This window comes from Xenorhabdus eapokensis (assembly GCF_001908105.1).
The window spans coordinates 13,215-36,219 of the sequence record NZ_MKGQ01000008.1; the positions used below are offsets into that span (position 1 = coordinate 13,215).

The 23,005-nt window shown below is 46.2% G+C and carries 16 protein-coding genes and 1 pseudogene; 10 read left to right on the forward strand and 7 right to left on the reverse strand.

Going from position 1 to position 23,005, the window contains the following annotated elements; all coding sequences use genetic code 11:
- Positions 1-21: 21 nt before the first annotated feature.
- Complete coding sequence (gene ligB / locus Xedl_RS07705; RefSeq protein WP_074023241.1) at positions 22-1,767, reverse strand: NAD-dependent DNA ligase LigB; 1,746 nt, start codon at positions 1,765-1,767, stop codon at positions 22-24.
- Between the two features lie 334 nt (positions 1,768-2,101).
- Between ligB and gmk the strand changes: the two genes are divergently transcribed.
- From gmk to recG, 5 genes and pseudogenes are all read left to right on the forward strand, one after another.
- On the forward strand, positions 2,102-2,725 hold the full coding sequence (gmk, locus tag Xedl_RS07710; RefSeq protein WP_074023242.1) for a guanylate kinase: 624 nt from the start codon (positions 2,102-2,104) through the stop codon (positions 2,723-2,725).
- 54 nt (positions 2,726-2,779) lie between these two features.
- Positions 2,780-3,055: a DNA-directed RNA polymerase subunit omega gene (gene rpoZ / locus Xedl_RS07715; protein ID WP_074023243.1), complete on the forward strand. Its 276-nt coding sequence runs from the start codon at positions 2,780-2,782 to the stop codon at positions 3,053-3,055.
- An 18-nt stretch (positions 3,056-3,073) separates the two neighbouring features.
- Positions 3,074-5,188: a bifunctional GTP diphosphokinase/guanosine-3',5'-bis pyrophosphate 3'-pyrophosphohydrolase gene (gene spoT, locus Xedl_RS07720; protein WP_074023244.1), complete on the forward strand. Its 2,115-nt coding sequence runs from the start codon at positions 3,074-3,076 to the stop codon at positions 5,186-5,188.
- A 5-nt stretch (positions 5,189-5,193) separates the two neighbouring features.
- A pseudogene (locus tag Xedl_RS25670) lies at positions 5,194-5,289 on the forward strand (tRNA (guanosine(18)-2'-O)-methyltransferase TrmH); the annotation flags it as partial.
- A gap of 166 nt (positions 5,290-5,455) precedes the next feature.
- Positions 5,456-7,537, forward strand: a complete 2,082-nt coding sequence (recG, locus tag Xedl_RS07725; protein ID WP_074023245.1) for an ATP-dependent DNA helicase RecG — start codon at positions 5,456-5,458, stop codon at positions 7,535-7,537.
- 103 nt (positions 7,538-7,640) lie between these two features.
- Here the strand turns inward: recG and gltS are convergent, their stop codons facing one another.
- Positions 7,641-8,855 (reverse strand): sodium/glutamate symporter, encoded by a 1,215-nt coding sequence (gene gltS / locus Xedl_RS07730; RefSeq protein ID WP_074023246.1) that lies wholly within the window; start codon positions 8,853-8,855, stop codon positions 7,641-7,643.
- Between the two features lie 241 nt (positions 8,856-9,096).
- Between gltS and Xedl_RS07735 the strand changes: the two genes are divergently transcribed.
- Entirely contained in the window at positions 9,097-10,482 is a 1,386-nt protein-coding gene (locus tag Xedl_RS07735; RefSeq protein ID WP_074023247.1) for a nucleobase:cation symporter-2 family protein, read from the forward strand.
- Positions 10,483-10,623: 141 nt separating this feature from the next.
- The gene (locus Xedl_RS07740; RefSeq protein ID WP_074023248.1) at positions 10,624-12,405 is read left to right on the forward strand and encodes an AsmA family protein; all 1,782 of its coding nucleotides are present in this window, start codon (positions 10,624-10,626) and stop codon (positions 12,403-12,405) included.
- Here Xedl_RS07740 and fabY read toward each other — a convergent pair.
- The 4 genes from fabY to typA form a co-directional block, all read right to left on the reverse strand.
- Positions 12,395-13,312, reverse strand: coding sequence for a fatty acid biosynthesis protein FabY (fabY, locus tag Xedl_RS07745; RefSeq protein WP_074023249.1), 918 nt, complete (start codon positions 13,310-13,312; stop codon positions 12,395-12,397). The two genes, Xedl_RS07740 and fabY, sit on opposite strands and share 11 nt — an antisense overlap.
- A 50-nt stretch (positions 13,313-13,362) precedes the next feature.
- On the reverse strand, positions 13,363-13,800 hold the full coding sequence (gene dtd / locus Xedl_RS07750) for a D-aminoacyl-tRNA deacylase (protein ID WP_074023250.1): 438 nt from the start codon (positions 13,798-13,800) through the stop codon (positions 13,363-13,365).
- Positions 13,801-13,839: 39 nt separating this feature from the next.
- Entirely contained in the window at positions 13,840-14,457 is a 618-nt protein-coding gene (gene yihX, locus Xedl_RS07755; RefSeq protein ID WP_074023251.1) for a glucose-1-phosphatase, read from the reverse strand.
- Positions 14,458-14,685: 228 nt separating this feature from the next.
- On the reverse strand, positions 14,686-16,515 hold the full coding sequence (typA, locus tag Xedl_RS07760) for a ribosome-dependent GTPase TypA (protein WP_074023252.1): 1,830 nt from the start codon (positions 16,513-16,515) through the stop codon (positions 14,686-14,688).
- Between the two features lie 639 nt (positions 16,516-17,154).
- Here typA and glnA point away from each other — a divergent pair.
- The 3 genes from glnA (at position 17,155) to glnG (ending at position 21,354) form a co-directional block, all read left to right on the forward strand.
- Positions 17,155-18,564, forward strand: a complete 1,410-nt coding sequence (gene glnA / locus Xedl_RS07765) for a glutamate--ammonia ligase (protein WP_074023253.1) — start codon at positions 17,155-17,157, stop codon at positions 18,562-18,564.
- A gap of 270 nt (positions 18,565-18,834) precedes the next feature.
- Positions 18,835-19,884 (forward strand): nitrogen regulation protein NR(II), encoded by a 1,050-nt coding sequence (gene glnL / locus Xedl_RS07770; RefSeq protein WP_074023254.1) that lies wholly within the window; start codon positions 18,835-18,837, stop codon positions 19,882-19,884.
- A gap of 39 nt (positions 19,885-19,923) precedes the next feature.
- The gene (gene glnG / locus Xedl_RS07775; protein ID WP_074023255.1) at positions 19,924-21,354 is read left to right on the forward strand and encodes a nitrogen regulation protein NR(I); all 1,431 of its coding nucleotides are present in this window, start codon (positions 19,924-19,926) and stop codon (positions 21,352-21,354) included.
- Positions 21,355-21,578: 224 nt separating this feature from the next.
- Here the strand turns inward: glnG and hemN are convergent, their stop codons facing one another.
- Complete coding sequence (gene hemN / locus Xedl_RS07780) at positions 21,579-22,952, reverse strand: oxygen-independent coproporphyrinogen III oxidase (RefSeq protein ID WP_074023256.1); 1,374 nt, start codon at positions 22,950-22,952, stop codon at positions 21,579-21,581.
- Positions 22,953-23,005: the final 53 nt, after the last annotated feature.

A 23,005-nucleotide genomic window follows, 5' to 3' on the forward strand; every position in this document is an offset into this window, starting at 1 on the left:
TTTGCCCCTATTCCTTTGCTCCTATTCACTGAATATCTCTTGTTTATTCTCACTATCCTGTGAAGACAAAATATGAATTACCGCCTTAATCTCAGGATGCTGTAAAAAGGCCAGGATTTTTTCTCTTTGTTTTACTGTTAATGCTTGTTTATCCGTAAGGTGCCTGGCATAAGGCAGGCCAATGGCTTCGCGCCATAGCGAAAGAGGCTGTAACTTTGCTTGCTGAAATTGGGCGAAGATCGATTTGGCACGTTGAGTTCCAATATGAGTCACGGCCTCAAGCTGTTCTTTATCCAAATCCAACCAATCCGTTAAATTTGCCACCAGCCTATGTTTTACCAAAGCTGACCACGTTCCTTGACCAATGCCTTTCATTTTCAATTTTTCCCCCAGCCATGTCAGGCGAGCGATAAACTGTTGCCGGCAATGTTCATCACTGCTTCTATTTTCATGATCGAGTGTCTTTTCATGATCGAATATCTTTTCATGATCGAATGTCAGGCAACTGAGGAAATGATAATCCTGTTCATTAGGTGGCTGAACATCAGGGCGTTCCACCATACGCCACACCACCTTATCAAGTTTGGGTATACCATGCCCCGCCAGCGCCACTGTGATCTTATCACCAGGATAGACATTCCACTGTTTCCAACGTTTGATTGAACCGATATTGACTCGACTCACCTGTCGATCATCCACCTTTACTTTTTCCAGCTCTAATACAACGGATATTCTCCCTGTCCGGCCTATTGTGAAATTAACACCTTTTACGGTTGTTATTTGCTGTCGCAGTGGATATTTCCATGCAATTGCCCAACTGTTTGAGCCGGCACGCCATTGCCGACCTGTTGGCTCAATCACCTGCCGTAAGACAACTCCATCCGTAGCAAAAGGCAGGGGCTGGACAAAATAATCTTTCCATCTTTTTTCGGCATCTTCTGCTGTGGCAATAAGGTGGCTATATTGTTGTGTGATGGGAAAACCCATTGCAGCCAATTTTTCCAGTTTCACCGCCATTTCATTTGGTCCATCCGGCCAGCCCCAAATAAAAATACCCACTTGTTTCAGCTCTGGTGCTGGAATTTTACGTATCATTAAACCCGCCACTTTACTGCGCGCACCCTGACTCCCCGAAACAAACTGCCGATGCTGTTCCTGCTGCCAGAAAAGTTCACCTTGCAATACCAAATATTCAGGGGCATTTTTAATTTGTTTAGGAATACTGGGAATAAACGCGCTTTTCTCCATCCAGTCTATTCCTTCAATACCATCACCACGGCTGATTAACTGCACTAATTGACCTTTTTCATACACCAAAGTCACCGCAACACCATCGATTTTAGGTTGTAGCCACACCCCTGTGCGCCCCTGCAACCACTGACGAATTTCTTGTATTCCTTTTAGCTTATGCAAGCCTGTATGCTGGACAGGATGAAGCTGCTTCCCTGCCCGTCGCACGGGGATCACAGAAGTGTCAGTAGCAGGGCTAGCAGAGGTCAAAGCGCTGTCTGATCCGTGAGTTAAGCAACTTTGCCAAATTCTCAAGGTTTCCAATAATTGATCGTAAATTTCATCATCTATTTCACTCATCCCCTGCTGACGATAAAGATGATCCCATTTAACCACCTGCTGTGTGAGTTGATTAATTTCATGCTGAAATTTTTCTTGTGACCAGTCAGGACACTGAATCTTGTTTGCAAATGCCATTGGCGTACCAGATAGCAGTATCCACACGGTTATTAAAAAACTGATGAGAAAATTAAGCATCCTTGCTCCTTGGTTTCCTTAAAACGGCTTCCTAAAAATTGATTCCCAAGATACGGACAAAGAATAAAAAGCAGGAAAATTTTTACCAAGTGGCAAAAAAGAAGTTTGCGGAATGTTTCGAAAAATAAATGTGCAATTTCTGCAAACGACTATTTTTGCTGAAAATGTCTCGCAAAAAATCTCATTAGTGCCCGTTTGTTAAGAAAAAATTTTGGTGAAATACCGGTTGGCATGTATTGTAGCGCTGCATGGATTAACGTATCCGTGTATACTATGTGGGATCTTATATTCCTGCGCTTGCATTTATTTATACCCAATCAGTCAAGAAATCATCATGAACCAAGGAACGTTATATATTGTTTCTGCGCCGAGTGGAGCAGGCAAATCAAGCCTTATTCAGGCTTTATTAAAAACCCAGCCCATGTATGACACTCAGGTTTCTGTTTCGCATACAACGCGGCAAACTCGCCCAGGCGAAAATCATGGTGAACACTATTTTTTCGTCACAGTGGATGAATTCCAAAATATGATCAACCATGATGAATTTTTGGAATATGCCTGTGTTTTTGGTAACTATTACGGCACATCCCGAAAAGTCATTGAAGATACACTCGCCAGTGGTGTTGATGTTTTTCTTGATATTGACTGGCAAGGTGCACAGCAAATCCGCCAGAAAATGCCAACAGCTCGCAGCATTTTCATCCTTCCACCGTCTAAGGAAGAGTTGCTCCGCCGCCTGCGTGGGCGCGGTCAGGACAGTGAAGAGGTGATTGCCAAACGAATGGCTCAGGCTATCGCGGAGATGGAACATTACAACGAATATGATTACGTCATCATCAATGACGATTTCAATACGGCACTGGCCGATTTACAATCTATTATTCGTTCAGAGCGTCTACGATTAGATCGTCAGACCCAGCGGCATGATGCCTTAATCAGCAAATTATTGGCAGACTGAACCAAGTTTCAGTATTATGCCCAGTCATTTATTTATCTGTGGAGTAGCACACATATGGCACGCGTAACTGTTCAAGACGCAGTAGAAAAAATTGGTAACCGTTTTGACCTGGTGTTGGTCGCTGCTCGCCGAGCACGCCAATTGCAAGTAGGTGGCAAAGATCCCCTCGTTCCAGAAGAAAACGATAAGACGACTGTTATCGCCCTGCGTGAAATCGAGCAAGGCCTCATCAACAACAAAATTCTCGATGTTCGTGAACGTCAGGAACAGCAAGAGCAAGAAGCCGCAGAAATCAAAGCCGTTTCTGCTATCGCTGAAGGTCGTCGTTAATTTTACGGTAGGTCTGCCTTGTACCTGTTTGAAAGCCTGAATCAGCTAGTTCTGAAATATTTGCCTGAAGATCAAATTGATCTGCTTAAACAGGCCTATGTGGTTGCGCGGGATGCCCACGAAGGGCAAACCCGTTCCAGCGGTGAGCCGTACATCACTCACCCTGTTGCCGTTTCCTGTATTTTGGCTGCAATGCGCCTTGACCATGAAACACTTATGGCGGCACTGTTGCACGATGTCATTGAAGATACCCCCGCAACATTTCAGGATATAGAACAGTTATTTGGCACCACCGTTGCCGGATTGGTGGAAGGTGTATCCAAGCTGGATAAGCTGAACTTCCGTGACAAAAAAGAAGCACAGGCTGAAAACTTCCGCAAAATGATCATGGCGATGGTGCAGGATATCCGCGTCATTTTGATCAAACTGGCAGACCGTACACACAATATGCGTACCCTTGGCTCACTGCGCCCCGATAAACGGCGACGCATTGCCAGGGAAACGCTGGAAATTTATAGTCCACTGGCTCATCGTCTGGGTATTCATCACCTAAAAACGGAGCTGGAGGAGCTTGGGTTTGAAGCCCTGTATCCAAACCGTTACCGCGTGATTAAAGAGGTTGTGAAAGCCGCCCGCGGTAATCGTAAAGAGATGATCCAGAAAATTCTGTCGGAGATCGAAGGCAGGTTAACGGATGCCGGCATTACATGCACAGTCAGTGGCCGCGAAAAACATCTCTACTCAATCTATCGTAAGATGCGCCTGAAAGAACAGCGTTTCCATTCCATCATGGATATTTACGCCTTTCGTGTCATCGTCAATAATCTTGATACCTGCTACCGCGTATTGGGGCAAATGCACAGTTTGTACAAGCCACGCCCTGGCAGAGTGAAAGATTATATCGCCATCCCCAAAGCCAACGGCTACCAATCTCTCCATACCTCCCTGATAGGCCCGCATGGCGTACCTGTCGAAGTTCAGATCCGTACCGAAGATATGGATCAAATGGCGGAAATGGGGGTTGCCGCACACTGGGCCTATAAAGAGCAAGGGGAATCCGGTACGACTGCACAGGTTCGGGCCCAACGCTGGATGCAGAGCTTGCTGGAACTCCAGCAAAGTGCCGGCAGCTCTTTTGAATTTATTGAAAGCGTTAAATCTGATTTGTTCCCTGATGAGATTTACGTTTTTACTCCTGAAGGACGAATTGTTGAGTTACCGGCGGGCGCGACCCCTGTCGATTTTGCCTATGCCGTCCATACCGATATCGGCCACGCCTGTGTTGGTGCACGCGTTGATCGTCTGCCTTATCCTCTCTCACAAACGCTTAACAGTGGGCAAACTGTCGAAATTATTACTGCGCCAGGGGCTCGCCCTAATGCTGCATGGCTGAACTTTGTCGTTAGTTCCAAAGCGCGAGCCAAGATCCGCCAGTTATTGAAAAACCTGAAACGGGATGATTCCATTAGTTTGGGACGTCGTTTACTCAATCATGCTCTCGGTAACGGCACGAAAGTTGCCGATATTCCGCAAGAGAATATCAACAAAGAACTAGCAAGAATGAAGCTCGCTACTTTGGATGATTTGTTGGCGGAAATCGGATTGGGTAATGCTATGAGCGTGGTTGTTGCCCGCAACTTATTATTAGGTTCACCGGAGAAAGTACCGAACAACCACAGCAATACTTCCCGTAAGCTGCCTATCAAGGGCGCTGATGGTATTTTGATTACCTTTGCTAAATGTTGTCGCCCAATTCCAGGCGACCCGATTATTGCCCATATCAGCCCGGGGAAAGGCTTAGTCATCCACCACGAATCCTGTCGCAATATCCGTGGATATCAGAAAGAGCCGGAAAAATTCATGCCAGTTGAGTGGGATAAAGATATCAATAGCGATTTTATTGCTGAAATTAAAGTCGATATGTTTAACCACCAAGGAGCACTGGCAAATCTGACTGCGGCCATTAACGATGTCAACTCCAGTATTCAAAGCATGAATACAGAGGAAAAAGATGGCCGTGTCTATTGTGCTTTCATCAGGCTGACGACCAAAGACCGTATCCAGCTAGCGAATATCATGCGTAAGATACGTATCATGCCAGACGTGATGCGAGTCAGCCGTAACCGAAACTAGAGGTTATGAATCCAAAACGTTACGCACGCATTTGCCAGATGATGGCAATGCGTCAACCTGACCTGACAATCTGTTTAGAAGAAGTTCACAAACCCCATAACGGAACAGGCGATTCACCAATTTAAATCTGATGGAATGCAATTGCTGGCAAACAAGGGCAAATTATCGCAAGTGAATCATGGTGATCAGCTATGCAAGCAACATCAGCCGCGCAAAAAACAACTGCACCATCAGCAAGGAAATAAATCATCCTGACGGAGAAATCGTATGAAAGGCCAACTACTTGATGCCATCCCCTTAACCACGTTGCGTGGTGTTGGAGCCAATCAGGTCACTAAACTCGCGAAGCTAGGGTTGGTCAATCTACAGGACTTGCTTTTGCATTTGCCTCTCCGTTATGAGGATCAAACCCGCCTGTATACCATTAATGAATTACTATCCGGCACTTATGCTACGGTAACAGGTGAAATATTACGCACCAATGTGGCGTTTGGGCGGCGGCGCATTATGACCTGTCAAATCAGTGATGGCACAGGTATATTGACCTTGCGTTTCTTCAATTTTACTGCCGCTATGAAAAATAATCTGGCCGCAGGAAAGCACCTTGTTGCTTATGGGGAAATTCGCCGCGGCAATCAAGGGCCAGAGATTATCCATCCTGAATATAAAGTCCAGCAACACGCCAACCGCGTCCAACTGCAAGAGACGTTAACTCCCATCTATCCCACGACCGAAGGAGTGCGCCAGACAACGCTGCGCAAGTTAATCGATCAGGCATTGGAAATATTAGATACCTGTGCCATTAATGAATTGCTGCCGGAAGAATTCAGCCAGAAGATCATTAGCCTGCCCAACGCACTGCGTACATTGCACCATCCCCCGCCGGATACTTCTCTGGCCGATTTGGAAAATGGTCGGCATCCAGCCCAGCGAAGGTTGATTCTGGAAGAATTGCTGGCTCATCATTTAAGTATGTTAGCAGTCAGAGCTGGAACCCAGCGCTTTCATGCCTCCCCTTTAACGGCGGGTGATTCACTAAAGCAGAAGCTACTGAGCCAGTTACCATTCTCACCCACAGGCGCACAAGTCCGTGTCGTTGCAGAAATAGAACATGATTTGGCAAAAAATGTCCCGATGATGCGTCTGATACAAGGGGATGTTGGTTCGGGGAAAACATTGGTGGCAGCACTGGCTGCCGTCCGTGCCATTGTTCATGGCAAGCAAGTGGCTCTGATGGCACCAACTGAGCTTTTGGCAGAGCAACATGCCAATACCTTCCGCCAATGGCTTGAGCCGCTCGGTATTCAGGTCGGTTGGTTGGCTGGCAAACAGAAAGGCAAGGCGCGTCAGGCACAGCAAGAGGCGATAGCAAGTGGTCAAGTGAGCATGGTTGTCGGTACTCACGCCATGTTTCAGGAGCAGGTAAAATTTGCCGGATTGGCACTGGTTATCATTGATGAGCAACATCGATTTGGTGTCCATCAACGCCTGGCATTATGGGAAAAGGGGCGTGAACAAGGCTTTCATCCCCACCAATTGATCATGACTGCGACCCCTATTCCACGCACATTGGCAATGACCGCCTACGCCGATCTGGATACTTCTATCATTGATGAATTGCCACCAGGTCGAACACCAGTCACAACGGTTGCCATCCCAGATACGCGCCGGAACGATATTATCCAACGTATCAAAAACGCTTGTCTGGATGAAGGCCGTCAGGCTTACTGGGTATGTACCCTGATCGAAGATTCGGAGGTACTGGAAGCGCAAGCAGCACAGGCAACCAGCGAAGAACTGACCCTGGCATTGCCTGAATTGAAAATCGGCTTAGTGCACGGACGAATGAAACCGGCAGAAAAGCAAGCCGTTATGGCGGCTTTCAAGCAGGGCGAGATACAATTGCTGGTTGCCACGACAGTCATCGAAGTTGGGGTAGATGTGCCTAATGCCAGCCTGATGATCATCGACAATCCCGAACGGCTAGGATTGGCCCAGTTGCACCAGCTTCGAGGGCGCGTCGGACGTGGAGCTATTGCTTCTCACTGTGTCCTGCTCTATAAAACCCCACTGACCAATACAGCCAAAATTCGCCTGCAAGTTTTACGGGACAGTAATGATGGTTTTGTGATTGCCCAGAAAGATTTGGAGATCCGCGGGCCAGGTGAATTACTTGGTACACGCCAAACGGGCAACGCAGAATTTAGGATTGCTGATTTATTACGGGATCAAAGCATGCTGCCTGAAGTGCAACGTGTCGCTCGCTATATCCACCAGCGCTACCCTGAACATGCCAAGGCGCTGATTGAACGCTGGTTGCCGGAGCGTTCGCAATATAGTCATGCTTAAGTTCTAAAGAAAACCCAAAGACGGCACAAACAAATAAAAATGCCGCTGAAATACTCAGCGGCACCTTTTACCAAGATAGCAGACAAATCAAAAGTCAATTAATTTAACCTGCTACAGATGGGAACATCGGTAATAACAGATACAATTTGATAACGGCAGCGTTGACGATATCAATAAAGAATGCCCCCACCATAGGTACAAGTAAGAATGCCACATGTGATGGCCCACAACGGTCAGTGATCGCTTGCATATTTGCGATAGCGGTCGGTGTTGCGCCTAAGCCAAAACCACAGTGACCGGCTGACAATACTGCCGCGTCGAAATTCTTGCCCATGACACGGTAAGTGACGAAAACAGCATACAAAGCCATAACCAAGGTCTGCACGGCAAGAATGATCAACATTGGCAGCGCAAGGGAAGCCAACTGCCACAGTTTCAGGCTCATCAATGCCATTGCCAGGAACAGAGACAAACTGACGTTACCCAAGACCGAAACCGCGCGATCAAATACCCGATAAAAACCAAGCAGGGATAAGCCGTTGCTGAGAATAACACCAATAAACAGGACACATACGAATGTCGGCAATTCAAAGGCCGTACCTTGTAGCAGTTTCTCAATAAACCTACCGGCCAATAAGCAAATGGAAACCATAGCAATAGTTTCTACCATCACTAATGGCGTAATAAGCCGACCAGTATAAGGTTTCTCAAATGCCGTCGGAAGCTCGGTATCCTCCCCCCCCAATCCTGGAGTTTTGGTATTTTTCACCAACATACGGGCAACTGGGCCGCCAATCAAGCCACCTAAAATCAGGCCGAATGTTGCACATGCCATTGCCACTTCTGTAGCATTTTCAAAACCATAGCGTTCAGTGAATACCTTGCCCCAAGCGCCACCTGTTCCATGACCACCAGATAGTGTAATGGAGCCTGCTAACAATCCCATTAATGGATCAAGGCCAAGCATTTTCGCCAATGCGATGCCTACGGTGTTCTGTACAAATAACAGGCCAACAACCACGCAGACAAAAATGACCAAAGATTTTCCGCCTGCTTTCAGGCTGGCAAGATTAGCGTTCAAGCCAATGGTGGCAAAGAACATCAACATGAGAGGCTCTTGGAGGGATAAATCAAAACTGACTTCCCAACCCGTGGATTGTTTAACTGCCAGCAGAACTAGCGCAACCAATAATCCACCGGCGACGGGCTCAGGGATAGTATATTTTTCAAGGAATGGGACTGATTGTACGAGTTTTCTTCCCAGCAGCAAAACCAGTGTGGCAGCAACGAGCGTGCCATAAATATCCAGATGATACATTTATGTACCTCATCCATTGTTAATGTTATGTGAAATTAATACGACGTTATAATCATCCTATAAAAACGCCAAGAGCAGGTAAGGGTTGGATTAAAAAGAAAATTACTCATAAACACAAGTTAAAACATTTAAAAATGTGACGAATTTAAGCTGGATTTAATAATGAAAACTTTACGCAAACGATTGCTTTACTGTTGAGAATCATTAAAATGCGCTTTTTGTCTATCTGGAATTTCACAACATGGTCAATTTACCCCGTGAATCCAATTCATCAGAAGTTCCCAATAAATCAAATAATGAACTGATCTATCGCCTGGAAGATAAACCCCCGTTCCCACATGCCCTCTTTGCTGCATGCCAACATTTACTGGCTATGTTTGTGGCTGTTATTACGCCAGCAATGCTGATTTGCCAGGCTCTGGGGCTGCCAGAGCAGGATACCCAACGCATTATCAGTATGTCCTTGTTTGCTTCAGGTTTGGCATCACTTATTCAAATTCGCTCTTGGGGGCCCATTGGCTCTGGGTTGCTTTCAATTCAGGGCACTAGTTTTAATTTCGTTGCCCCACTGATTATGGGTGGCCTGGCATTAAAAAATGGCGGTGCAGATATTCCCACTATGATGGCAGCTCTGTTCGGTACACTGATGCTCGCCGCCATGACGGAAGTGCTGCTTTCACGCGTGCTGCATTTGGCAAGACGGATCATCACACCTCTGGTATCCGGTATCGTGGTGATGATTATTGGCCTGTCATTAATTCAAGTGGGGTTAACCTCAATCGGTGGCGGTTATTCTGCAATTCAAAACGGCTCATTTGGCGCACCTGAAAACCTGCTGCTCGCTGGATCTGTTCTTGCGGTTATCGTATTGCTGAATCGCCAAAATAATCCTTACTTGCGTGTCGCATCTCTGGTCATTGCCATGACAGTGGGTTATCTGCTGGCCTGGTATATGGAGATGTTGCCCGTTTCAACACCAAAAGAAGACGTTCCCATCATCACGATTCCTTCGCCACTCTATTATGGTTTGTCTTTTGACTGGAATTTGTTGATCCCACTGATTCTGATTTTTATGGTGACATCACTGGAAACGATTGGTGATATCACTGCTACCTCAGATGTCTCCGAGCAACCTGTCAGCGGCTCACTTTACATGAAACGTGTCAAAGGTGGTGTGCTGGCAAATGGTCTCAATTCTATGGTGTCAGCCGTGTTCAATACATTTCCAAACTCCTGTTTTGGTCAGAACAATGGGGTGATCCAGCTAACGGGTGTCGCCAGTCGCTATGTCGGTTACATGATTGCTTCAATGCTGATCCTATTGGGACTGTTTCCCGCCGTGGCGGGTTTTGTTCAACATATTCCTGAGCCTGTTCTGGGAGGGGCGACGATTGTCATGTTTGGGACTATCGCCGCATCGGGTGTCAGAATTGTTTCTCGTGAGCCTTTGAATCGACGTGCCATTATGATCATTGCACTGTCTCTGGCTGTGGGATTAGGTGTTTCTCAACAACCATTGATTTTGCAGTTTGCCCCTGATTGGGTGAAAAACTTACTTTCTTCAGGTATTGCCGCTGGTGGGTTAACCGCCATTCTGCTTAACCTCATTTTTCCCCAGGAAAAATAGTTGACAGATTTTTGTATGGTATTTTTCTCCCGCCTTAGCCGCGGGAGTTTTCTTTTTTTAGCTAACTCCTCTATTGAGTGCTGCTCTATTTTACGGCATAAAAGGGCTTCTATTGGAAGGTCACACTATTGAGGTGAAATAATGAGGTGGTTAGGGAAATTTTTTGTCACTCTTTTGGTGTTGCTAATTTTGGCAATCATCGTTATCTATGTTATGGTCCAGACACATTGGGGCGCTAAACAGTTAAGTCAATGGCTCAGCAGGCAAGGGCATTATCAAGTCAGTATTGAAAACATCAGCCATAGCTGGCAGCAACCCGCTACCATATCACTTCACCACATCGATATTCGCGACAAACAAAGTCCTTTCTCACTCAATACCGCTACCATTAACCTCGATTTTAAATGGCAGCATTTACTGTCCCCCCAAAATCTCCGGCGTTTGACTTTGCAACAAGGGACGCTGCTACTGTTTGAAAATCAATTTCCCCCTCTTTTACAAGCGGATATCTTACAACTGAACCAGATGAATATTCAGCTAGAAAGGCCCAACACACATATTCAGGGGGAGAATATCACGGGCGGCATTACCCCCTGGGCTCCTGCTGTAGGCAATCCATTTGGTAATGGAAAATATCAATTCAGTGCCAGTACGATCCGTTTAAATGACATATCTGTTGAAAATGCCGTTGTGCAAGGCAGTTACCAGAATAAAGCCCTGACTATCGACTCTTTTGGCGCAACATTTCTGCGAGGTGCCATTTCTGGCGATGGTCAACAATTACCGGATGGCAGTTGGCGCTGGAACAATATTCTGCTCAGTGATATCCGCTGGCAAACACCGATGACTTTGGGCGACTTAAAAGAAAAAATTAGCCATCTGCCAGCTACTTATGTCAAAAATCTCAATATCACCAATGCCAAACTGCAAGGACAAAACTGGTCTGTCGATTACCTGGATAGCACCATCAAAAACTTAGGTTTAGTCAACGGCAGTTGGAGCGCCGAAGATGGGTTGATGGATTTTAATGCGATGAATATGATGTTGGATGATGAACAGTTCAGCGACACGCTTGGCAAATTCCGTTTTTCTGGTGATACCTTTACCATCGCAAGCCTGACCACCCATTATCAAAAAGGGTTGTTCAATATCCAGTCTCAGTGGGATCGCAAAAGCCGGCTTCTTACTCTCAAAGAGAGTTCTGTAACAGGGCTGCTTTATGCTCTGCCACCGGCATGGCTCAACTATTTCAAACAACCGGCATCGGAATGGATTGCAGGAGTAAAACTCAATGATATTACTATCAATAATACGCTGCTGATTGATACCAATCCCAACTTCCCGTTCCAGCTCACCACCCTCGCAGCCCATATTAACAACATGGATATCTTGAAAAATGGCACGTGGGGATTGTGGAATGGTCAGGCATCGCTGCAAGCGGCGGCGGGAACATTTAACAAAATCGAAATCACCCGTCCTTATCTGCAACTCCATGCCACAGACGGCAAAGTTACTATTGATAAATTGAACGGCTTTACACGTGAAGGGCTGTTGCAAGTTACTGGCTCGGCGGAACAACAAACTGCTCATACACCTTTTAAGCTCAACTTCCAAGGCATGAATGCGGATTTGAACACCTTGCCACAGTGGGGTTGGATACCGCTTAAGATTCAGGGAGAAGGAAATTTCTCACTCGCTATCACGGGAGATCTCTCCGCTGACGATGTGAAGGGAACAATAAACGGGACATTGGTTGCTGAAGATAAATCATCAGACAAAGAGTCACAGTCTGTTGAGCAAGGTTTGATCTCAACGAACCGCTGTATCCCAACAGCACCCTCTTCCGTCGATACCCCTGAAGCAGGAAATTCAACAACAGACCATGATACGGAGAGCCAAACCTGCGCAAAAATTAAGCTTTAGTAAACCGTTCGGGAGGCAGGACGATATAAGTACCGGTGAACACGCTACCTACGCCATGTTCACCGCTAACCTGCACTTCTACTTTGACGCGCGCTTTATTACCGCGGGCAAGGCGAGCCAGGTCTCCGCTCATATTATTGAAATCCGCAGTTGCACAGGGGCGCCCTGTAACCGGTTTTCGATAACGAATATTGGCATCCACTAAAATGATATCTCCCCCTAACTGGCGTTCCTGTAACAACAACCAAATCAGTCCCCATGCCGTTAACGTGGCTTGAGAAAATAAACTACCGGCGAAAATAGTATGATGTGGATTCTGGTTTCCGGCTTCAGGCATCGTTGTGATAAAACGCTGGCCGGTATATTGGGTGATCCGCAGCCCCATTTTTTCACTCAAAGGGATTTGCTTATGCCATGCCTGCTGCAATTCGGCACACCAATCAGGGCGGTGTAAGATATCATCAAGGCTTATTATCGGTTTTATCATGAGGAAATGGCTAATCGGCGACGCCTTAGCACCATTGATCAAACCACGATTTTGAAAACCCAACTTGTCAAAGAAATCAACCGCATCTTCCCGTGCACTACAAACAATTCGTTTCACACCTTCCTGTCTGGCTACTGATTCCAATGCCATCGCAATCAGTGTACCCAATCCTTTTCGCTGCACATGGGGATGTACAGCCAGAAAACGAATAGCACCTTCATTGTCCGCATTGATATATAAGCGCCCAACAGCCAGTGGTTTCCCCTGTTCATCCACCACCATTTGATGATGAGCCATCGAATCGTAACCATCTTTCTCTGATCCGCTGGGTTGGTGAAGCGGTTTACGCAACATTTCCCAACGAAATTGGTAATAGGTTTCCAACTCTTGTTCTGTTTGAGGTACTCTCAGATGGTACATAGAAACAACCCCTTCTCTTGTGTGTTGCCATGTGTAGCCAGAAAAACACATCATACTTGCAACCAAAAAGTTACTGGCCCGTCATTTGTCAAACTGACTTTCATGTCTGCCGCAAATTTCCCCGTTTCTGTTTTTACACCAGTTACACGGCACTGTTCAATAAAATAGCGATAAAGTTCCTCGGCTTTTTGTGGTTCGGCACCACCAGAAAAGCTGGGTCTTAAGCCTTTCTGCGTGTCCGCAGCCAGTGTAAATTGCGATACCACCAGCAAACTACCGTCAGCCTGCTGAACGTTAAGGTTCATTTTTCCCTGCTCATCGCTGAATACCCGATACCCCATCACCTTATCGCATAAACGTTGCGCTTTCTGTGGGGTATCGTCTTTTTCAACCCCCAGCAACACCAGCAATCCCTGCCCAATTTCTCCCATCGTTTCACTTTCAACAACAACCTTTGCCTGTGTTACACGCTGAATTAATGCGATCATTTCTCTTGCCTATTATTCTGTTGCAATAAGCTAACGGTGTTAATTTTTTGAGGGAAGCGAGAAATCATGTGACTTAAAATCATCAGGGATCACACTCCTGTCAGCCACATGAATGGCATTGATGCCTAATTTTTTTGCTGCTTCGACGTTTTCTAAAAGATCATCAAAAAATATGGCTTGCTCCGCTGCCATACTTTCTGCGGCAAGCACATAGTTAAAAATATCAAGATTGGGTTTACGCATCCCCAATTCGTGGGATAGGTAGAGAAAATCCGCTGATACTGCAATCTCAGGATAATGCACTGAGCAGTAATCAATATGCAGACGATTTGTATTTGACAGCACAACCACACGATGCCCTTCGGCACGCAATCTATTCATTATCTCAATGACTTCTTGCCTGACACCAATAAAGATTGCATTCCAACCTTCGACAAATTGTTCAAAACTGAGAGAGACCTCCATTTCATCACACATTCTTTCTGCAAATTCAGTGTCACTGATTTGCCCATATTCATGTTTTTCAACAATCTCTTTTAGTGAAGATTTGGGGATCAATGCTGCCAGTGGTGTCCCACTCAGATTACTCCAAACAGCCAGCGCTCTTTTAAAATCAATATCAATAATCACGTTACCCAAATCGAAAATATACAGCATACTTCCTCCTGACTGACGCTCATTGTTTGGTACTTTTATCATACTTTTGTTAAAAACAAATAAATTGTTCTTGTTATAAATCGTCGTTGAAGCCCTGACTGGCTGTATTAACCGATAAGGAAGAGGTAACAAAATGGCTGGGAAGGGATAGGATAAAAAAACTCAGGGCACAGAAGTACCCTAAGCTGTTGATTTTCAGGCGGTCATATACAATGCATAAGCCAGAAATTAAACTTCTTTGCTACGATTTGCACGACGGCGATCGTTTTCAGTCAAATGACGCTTACGCAAGCGAATTGACACTGGAGTCACTTCAACCAACTCGTCGTCATCAATAAACTCCAACGCCTGCTCCAATGTTTTCTTGATATGTGGAGACAGTGTTGTCGCTTCATCCGTACCTGATGCACGCACGTTAGTCAGTTTCTTACCCGTCAGACAGTTAACAGTCAGGTCATTTGAACGTGAGTGAATACCAATGATCTGGCCTTCATACACTTCAGTACCATGACCCAGGAACAATTTACCACGCTCCTGCAAGCCATACAGCGCGTAAGCAACTGCCTTGCCTTGTCCATTGGAAATCAGCACACCATTTTGGCGACGACCAATCTCACCTGGGCGGATGTCATCATAGTGGCTGAATGTGGCATACAACAAACCCGTACCCGAAGTCATGGTCATGAATTCAGTACGGAAGCCAATCAAACCACGGCTAGGAATGACGTAATCAAGACGAACACGACCTTTGCCATCTGGCAGCATGTCACGCATTTCACCTTTACGCTCACCCAATGCCTGCATCACATCGCCTTGATGCTGCTCTTCGATATCCAGAGTCACCTGCTCAAAAGGTTCCTGCTTACGGCCATCAATTTCACGGAAAATCACTTTTGGACGGGAAACTCCCATTTCGAAACCTTCACGGCGCATATTTTCGATCAGAACGGACAGGTGCAGTTCACCACGGCCTGATACACGGAATGCGTCTGGATCTTCAGTTTCTTCAACACGCAGCGCAACGTTATGAACCAGTTCTTTTTTCAGACGATCAAGGATCTGGCGAGAAGTCACGTACTTACCTTCACGACCACAGAACGGCGAAGTGTTGACACAGAAATACATGCTTACGGTAGGTTCATCAACTGCCAGTGCTGGCAATGCTTCAACCGCATTGACTTCACACAGGGTATCAGAGATGTTCAGCTCACCCAGGCCGGTAATGGCAATGATATCGCCGGCTTCCACCTTATCAGATTCAATACGCTCCAATCCCAGATGGCTAAAGACCTTGCCGACTTTACCGTTGCGAGTTTTCCCTTCGCTGTCGATGATAGTGATATTTTGGTTTGTTTTTACCATACCACGCTTAATGCGACCGATACCGATAACCCCAACGTAGTTGTTGTAATCCAACTGCGAAATTTGCATCTGGAATGGGCCATCAAGGTCAACCTTAGGTGGCTCAACATGATCCACGATTGCCTGATACAACGGAGTCATATCTTCAGCCATATCGGTATGTTCGTTACCCGCAACCCCCATCAACGCAGAAGCATAAATGATTGGGAAATCCAACTGTTCATCGGTTGCACCGAGGTTGACAAACAAGTCAAACACCTGATCCACTACCCAATCAGGGCGAGCACCCGGACGGTCAACTTTGTTGATCACGACAATAGGCTTCAGACCGTGAGCAAATGCTTTCTGGGTTACAAAGCGAGTCTGTGGCATTGGGCCATCCATCGCATCAACCAGCAACAAAACACTGTCTACCATTGACATTACACGTTCAACCTCACCACCAAAATCGGCGTGGCCTGGGGTGTCTACGATATTGATACGATAGTCATTCCATCTGATGGCCGTGTTCTTTGCAAGGATGGTAATACCACGTTCTTTTTCCAGATCATTGGAATCCATCACACGCTCAGTTGTTGCAGCACGCTCCCCGAAGGTACCGGACTGTTGCAGGAGTTTATCAACCAGCGTGGTTTTGCCATGGTCGACGTGAGCGATAATTGCTATATTTCTTAACTTACTAATTTCATTTGACATTTAAAAATTCCGATAACACTAAAATCATTTATGTACTCAATGCAGTACACAAAAAGAATTCTGTTTTACTTGGCTACTGCCGAACAAAAGTGCAGCATTATACACTTTGGATGGTTGCACTGGTATTAAAAGTTGTGCAGTATTGGCGGTTTTCTCTTTATTTAGGAACATTAGGAACACCGCTAAAATGATATCCCTATTGAGGTATAAAGAGGCGTCCATCAGGCTGGAAGTCGAGTTCAGTGGCGTCGCCAGTGACCTGCTCGAACAAAGGATGAACTGGATTGATATAGTATTAACATATCAATTGATTACGTAACGAGCAAATTCACGAAATTCCAGCCGACCATTTGCACCATAATAATGCAATCACGTTGTGATTATTCACCGTTTCGGTGCAAGATACCTAAAACCACACACTTAACTTATGCACTTTTTTCTCTTTCCCTTCCCATATATTTTTATCACATTGATATTAAATGATTTTTAAATATTGGCACACTTTTCGCATTTATGCTTAGCAATAGTGATTTATAAAATTGATCATACAGAGATCTATAATCGCCCCTAACTTTTAAGATAAAACAGCCTGTTTCTTGCCCTGTTTTATCAGGCCGACGTAATTCCAGGAGAGCCAGTATGTCCGCTGAACATGTTTTGTCCATGATTGAAGAACATCAGGTGAAATTTATTGACTTACGCTTTACTGACACTAAAGGTAAAGAACAACATATCACCATCCCTGCCCACCAAGTTGATGAAGACTTCTTTGAAGATGGCAAAATGTTTGACGGCTCATCTATCGGTGGCTGGAAAGGTATCAATGAATCCGACATGGTGTTAATGCCAGATCCAAGTACTGCGATGCTTGATCCCTTCTTTAATGATGCCACCCTGATCCTGCGCTGCGATATCCTTGAGCCTGGCACCATGCAAGGCTATAGCCGCGATCCTCGCTCCATTGCGAAACGTGCAGAAGATTTCCTGCGTGCAAGCGATATTGCTGACACCGTCTTATTTGGGCCAGAACCCGAATTCTTCTTGTTCGATGATATCCGTTTCGGCAATTCCATTTCTGGCTCTTATTATCATATTGATGATACGGAAGCTGCATGGAACAGCGGCACACGCTATGAAGGTGGTAACAAAGGCCACCGTCCTGGCATTAAAGGAGGGTATTTTCCGGTTCCTCCTGTGGACTCTTCCCAAGACCTGCGTTCAGCCATGTGCTTAACAATGGAAAAAATGGGTTTGGTAGTTGAAGCTCACCACCATGAGGTCGCAACTGCCGGACAAAACGAAGTTGCCACCCGCTTTAATACCATGACCAAAAAAGCGGATGAAACCCAGATTTATAAATATGTGGTTCATAACGTTGCCGATAAATTTGGCAAGACCGCCACATTTATGCCAAAACCGTTGGTGGGCGATAATGGTTCAGGTATGCACTGTCATATGTCACTGTCCAAAAATGGCACTAACCTGTTTGCCGGTGACAAATATGGCGGCCTGTCCGAAATGGCACTTTACTATATCGGCGGTGTCATTAAACACGCCCGTGCGTTAAATGCCTTTACCAACCCAACCACTAACTCGTACAAACGTCTGGTACCTGGCTTTGAAGCCCCGGTTATGCTGGCCTATTCTGCCCGTAACCGTTCTGCTTCTATTCGTATTCCCGTGGTCGCCAGCGCCAAAGCTCGCCGTATTGAAGTGCGCTTCCCTGATCCCGCAGCGAACCCTTATCTGGCCTTCGCTGCCCTGTTGATGGCCGGCCTTGATGGTATCATCAACAAAATCCATCCGGGTGATGCAATGGACAAGAACTTGTATGACCTGCCCGCCGAAGAAGCCCAAGAGATCCCAACGGTGGCCTCTTCTTTGGAAGAAGCGCTGGCTGCACTGGATGCCGACCGCGAATTCCTGACACGCGGTGGTGTTTTCACTGATGACACGATTGATGCTTATATCAATTTATTGAATGGGGAAATTGAACGTGTTCGCATGACACCACATCCCCTGGAGTTTGAACTGTATTACAGTGTGTAGTGCTTTTATCAGGTGTGCTTTTTTTATCAGGTGTGCTTTTTTTATCAGGTGTAGTGCCCTATCGGGCAATGCCCCATAACGTGAAGACATTATTATTGTTTTTTGTTGCCGTGAAACTTTTGGCCCATCCTTAGATGGGCTTTTTTCCCCTCGCATATACACACTCGCATAGACATTATTGTATTACCCATGAGGATGTATGCTGAGCGGAAGGATTTATCAAACTATGCTTGAATAAGCTACAATGCACCAAAAAAGTGCAGGAACTGAATGACAATGGTTAGTTTGCCCAAAGCAGAACAGATTCTCGACTCACAGATAAACAACGTTTTGGTGCTGGATAATGATTTGATCATTCGCTACGCCAATCATTCTGCTATGCAACTTCTGGCGCAAAGTTCCCGTAAATTATTCGGCACGCCTCTTCCTATCCTGTTTAGCTATATTTCACTGGATACAGAATTGATGCGTTCTAGTTTGATCAACGGTCATGGTTTTACCGATAACGAAGTCATATTGGTGATCAATAATCACTCTCATGTGATGTCGCTCAGTGCCCAACCAATTTCCGAACAGTTTATTCTGCTGGAACTGGCGCCTATGGACAGTCTGCGCCGGCTAAGCCAAGAGCAGATCCAACAAGCACAGCAGGTAGCTGCGCGGGAACTGGTTCGGGGGCTGGCACATGAAATCAAAAATCCGCTTGGAGGATTGCGGGGAGCCGCACAGTTACTTGCCAAGGCACTGCCCGATCCGTCCTTGCGGGAATATACTCAGGTGATCATTGAGCAGGCAGACAGGCTACGCAACCTTGTTGATCGATTGTTGGGACCACAGCATCCTGGCTGCCAAACCCGCCAGAGCATTCACCATGTAGTCGAACGGGTTTATCAACTAGTCTCACTGGAAATGCCTGCCAATGTCACGCTGATTAAAGATTATGATCCAAGCTTGCCTGAACTGGCGCATTATCCTGACCAAATTGAACAGGTATTACTGAATATCACCCGCAATGCCCTACAAGCACTAGGGAAAAAGGGAGGAATTATCACCCTAAGAACGCGAACAGCGTTCCAGATTACCTTACAGGGTGAACGCTACCGACTGGCAGCCCGAATTGATATTAAAGATAACGGGCCAGGCATTCCCCCCAATATTCAGGATACGCTTTTTTACCCGATGGTTAGCGGGTATGAAGGCGGAACTGGACTTGGCTTATCTATAGCACGTAATCTTATCGACCAACATGCTGGCAAAATTGAATTTACCAGTTGGCCAGGACATACGGAATTCTCCATTTACCTGCCTATCAAGAAATAACCGGTCAAGGAACAACTGAACAAACAGTAGAGGGTGACAATGCAACGAGGAAAAGTTTGGATCGTTGATGATGACAGTTCTATCCGCTGGGTACTTGAACGGGCGCTGAGTGGCGCAGGGATGGAGTGTATCAGTTTTGAAAATGCCGATGCCGTCTTGGCCGCGCTAGGACAAGGTAATCCAGAAGTTATTCTGTCGGATATCCGTATGCCCGGATTAGACGGACTTAGTTTACTCAATCGGATCAAGCAGAGCCACCCACAGCTTCCGGTCATCATTATGACTGCCCATTCTGATCTGGATGCCGCTGTCAGTGCCTATCAACACGGAGCATTCGATTATCTACCAAAGCCTTTCGATATTGATGAAACTGTTGCGCTGGTTGAACGTGCACTGAGTCATTATCGGGAACAACATCAATCAGCCGCTAATCCGCAGTTGCCGGTATCGGTTTCAGATATGATCGGAGAAGCCCCCGCGATGCAGGAGGTATACCGGATTATCGGCCGCCTTTCCCGCTCTTCCATCAGCGTGTTAATTAATGGTGAATCCGGCACAGGAAAAGAGCTGGTTGCCCATGCCCTTCACCGCCACAGTCCATGCGCTTCCGCACCATTTATTGCCCTGAATATGGCGGCAATCCCGAAAGACCTGATTGAATCCGAACTGTTTGGTCATGAAAAAGGCGCATTCACAGGGGCAAATCAAGTACGTCACGGTCGTTTTGAACAAGCCAATGGTGGCTCACTGTTTTTAGATGAAATTGGTGATATGCCGCTGGATATCCAAACTCGTCTGCTGCGAGTGCTGGCCGAAGGACAATTCTATCGAGTCGGGGGCTATGCACCCGTGAAAGTGAATGTTCGTATTATCGCTGCTACTCACCAGAATCTTGAGCAGCGCGTTGCAGAAGGTAAATTCAGGGAAGACCTCTACCATCGTCTGAATGTGATCCGTGTTCAATTACCGCCTTTGCGGGACAGAGTGGAAGACATTCCTCGTCTGGCGCACCATTTCCTACAACAAACGGCCAAAGAGTTGGGCGTTGAAGCCAAAGTGCTGCATCCTGATACTGAACTCGCTTTGATGCGTCTGCCGTGGTCGGGCAATGTCCGCCAGTTGGAAAACGTCTGCCGCTGGCTGACCGTGATGGCGGCAAGCAAGGAGGTACTGGTACAGGATCTGCCCGCTGACCTGATTGGCAACCAACCGACAGGACAGACAGGGAACTCCTCTATTGCACGCTCCACTCTACCTGAAAACTGGTCACAACTGCTGGCTGAATGGGCGAAACATGCTTTAAAAGAGGGAAAAACTGATCTCCTTGCCGATGCCTTACCACTGCTGGAACGCACTCTGCTTAATTGTGCACTAGAATATACCAATGGACATAAACAAGAAGCCGCCCGTTTGCTGGGTTGGGGAAGGAATACGATAACGCGGAAATTGAAGGAGCTGGGGTTACAATAAGCTTCACAACAGTCAACAGAAATCCTTTTATACTTCGGTGGCGCAAGTGTTCTATAGCAGAATATCTTCCTTTCAAGGATACGTTACTACCTTACAGTCCGGATTTGAATCTTATCAACCCAAATAGGCGAAAGCAAAAACGATAAGAAGACGAAAAAGGGGCTCAATTGATGAATTATTTATTTCGCATGTGAAATGTGCCTAATTTATTGATTCACCGATACTCATATCACCCGCGAAAATTGCCGCTGTCGCATCTGATTACGCAGATAACGATCAAAACACATACAAATATTACGTATCAGCAATCGCCCTTTCGGGGATACCTGAATCTGCGATTCGGTCACTTCAACCAACCCATCTTCGGCCAACGGCGCCAATAATTGCAGGTCTTCGGCAAAGTAATCCGCGAAATTCAGCCCGTAATACTGCTCAATATCTGCAAAATTCAGCCGGAAGTTACAGATTAGCGCCTTAATCACATCACGACGAATGCAATCATCCTGTGTCAACGCTAAACCACGCCACAAAGCATGGCCTTGTGCTTCCACCACAGCGTAGTAGGTTTTCAGGTCTTTCTGGTTCTGAGCATAGCTATCCCCCAGCATACTGATCGCGGAAACGCCCATACCCAGTAAATCGCATTCCCCCTGCGTGGTATATCCCTGAAAATTTCGGTGTAAGATGCCCTTTCGTTGGGCAACGGCCAATTCATCATCAGGACGGGCAAAATGATCCATGCCAATAAACTGGTAGCCATTACCTGTCAGGGTTGCGATCGTTGCTTGCAAGATATCCAGCTTTTGCGTCGCAGTGGGTAAATCCTGTTCCTTAATCTTGCGTTGTGCCGCAAATAAATCCGGTAAGTGGGCATAGTTGAATACACTTAAGCGATCAGGAGACAAGGCCAATACCCGCTGTAATGTAAAAGCAAAACTCTCAGGTGTCTGTTGCGGCAGGCCATAAATCAAATCAATGCTGGTGGATGTAAAGCCAATTTCACGGGCACGTTTGATCAGTTCGAAAATAAATGCTTCATCTTGCTCTCGATTCACCAAACGCTGCACATCTTTATTAAAATCCTGCACGCCCATACTCAGGCGGTTAAAGCCTTCGTGATGCAAATGATCAATGACATCAAGCTCAATTTCACGCGGATCAATTTCAATGGAAAGTTCAGCATCGGGCAGAAAATGGAAATGGCTGCGCAGCATCGACATCAATCGGCTGATCTGTGTTTTGTCCAGATAGGTTGGCGTCCCTCCACCCCAGTGCATCTGGCTGACTTTCCGCTGGGAAAATAATTTTCCACGAGCAGCAATCTCTTTTTCTAACACATTCAGATACTCATCCGCTTTGTGCTTTTGGCGCGTCACCAGTTTATTGCAACCACAGAAATAACAAAGCTTATGGCAGAACGGAATATGGATATAGAGGGAAAGCGGGCGCTCAGGATAACGGGCGGCAGCCTGTGCAAAAGCGGTCGCATCGTACTGTTGGTTAAACTCCAATGCTGTTGGATATGAAGTATAACGAGGCCCTGAATAGTTGTATTTTTGGATCAAAGGCAGATCCCAAACAATGGCTTGCTCTGACATGCTTATTCCTTCCGCTGTTTTCGCCCATCAAAACGCAACATGATTGCCGCCAT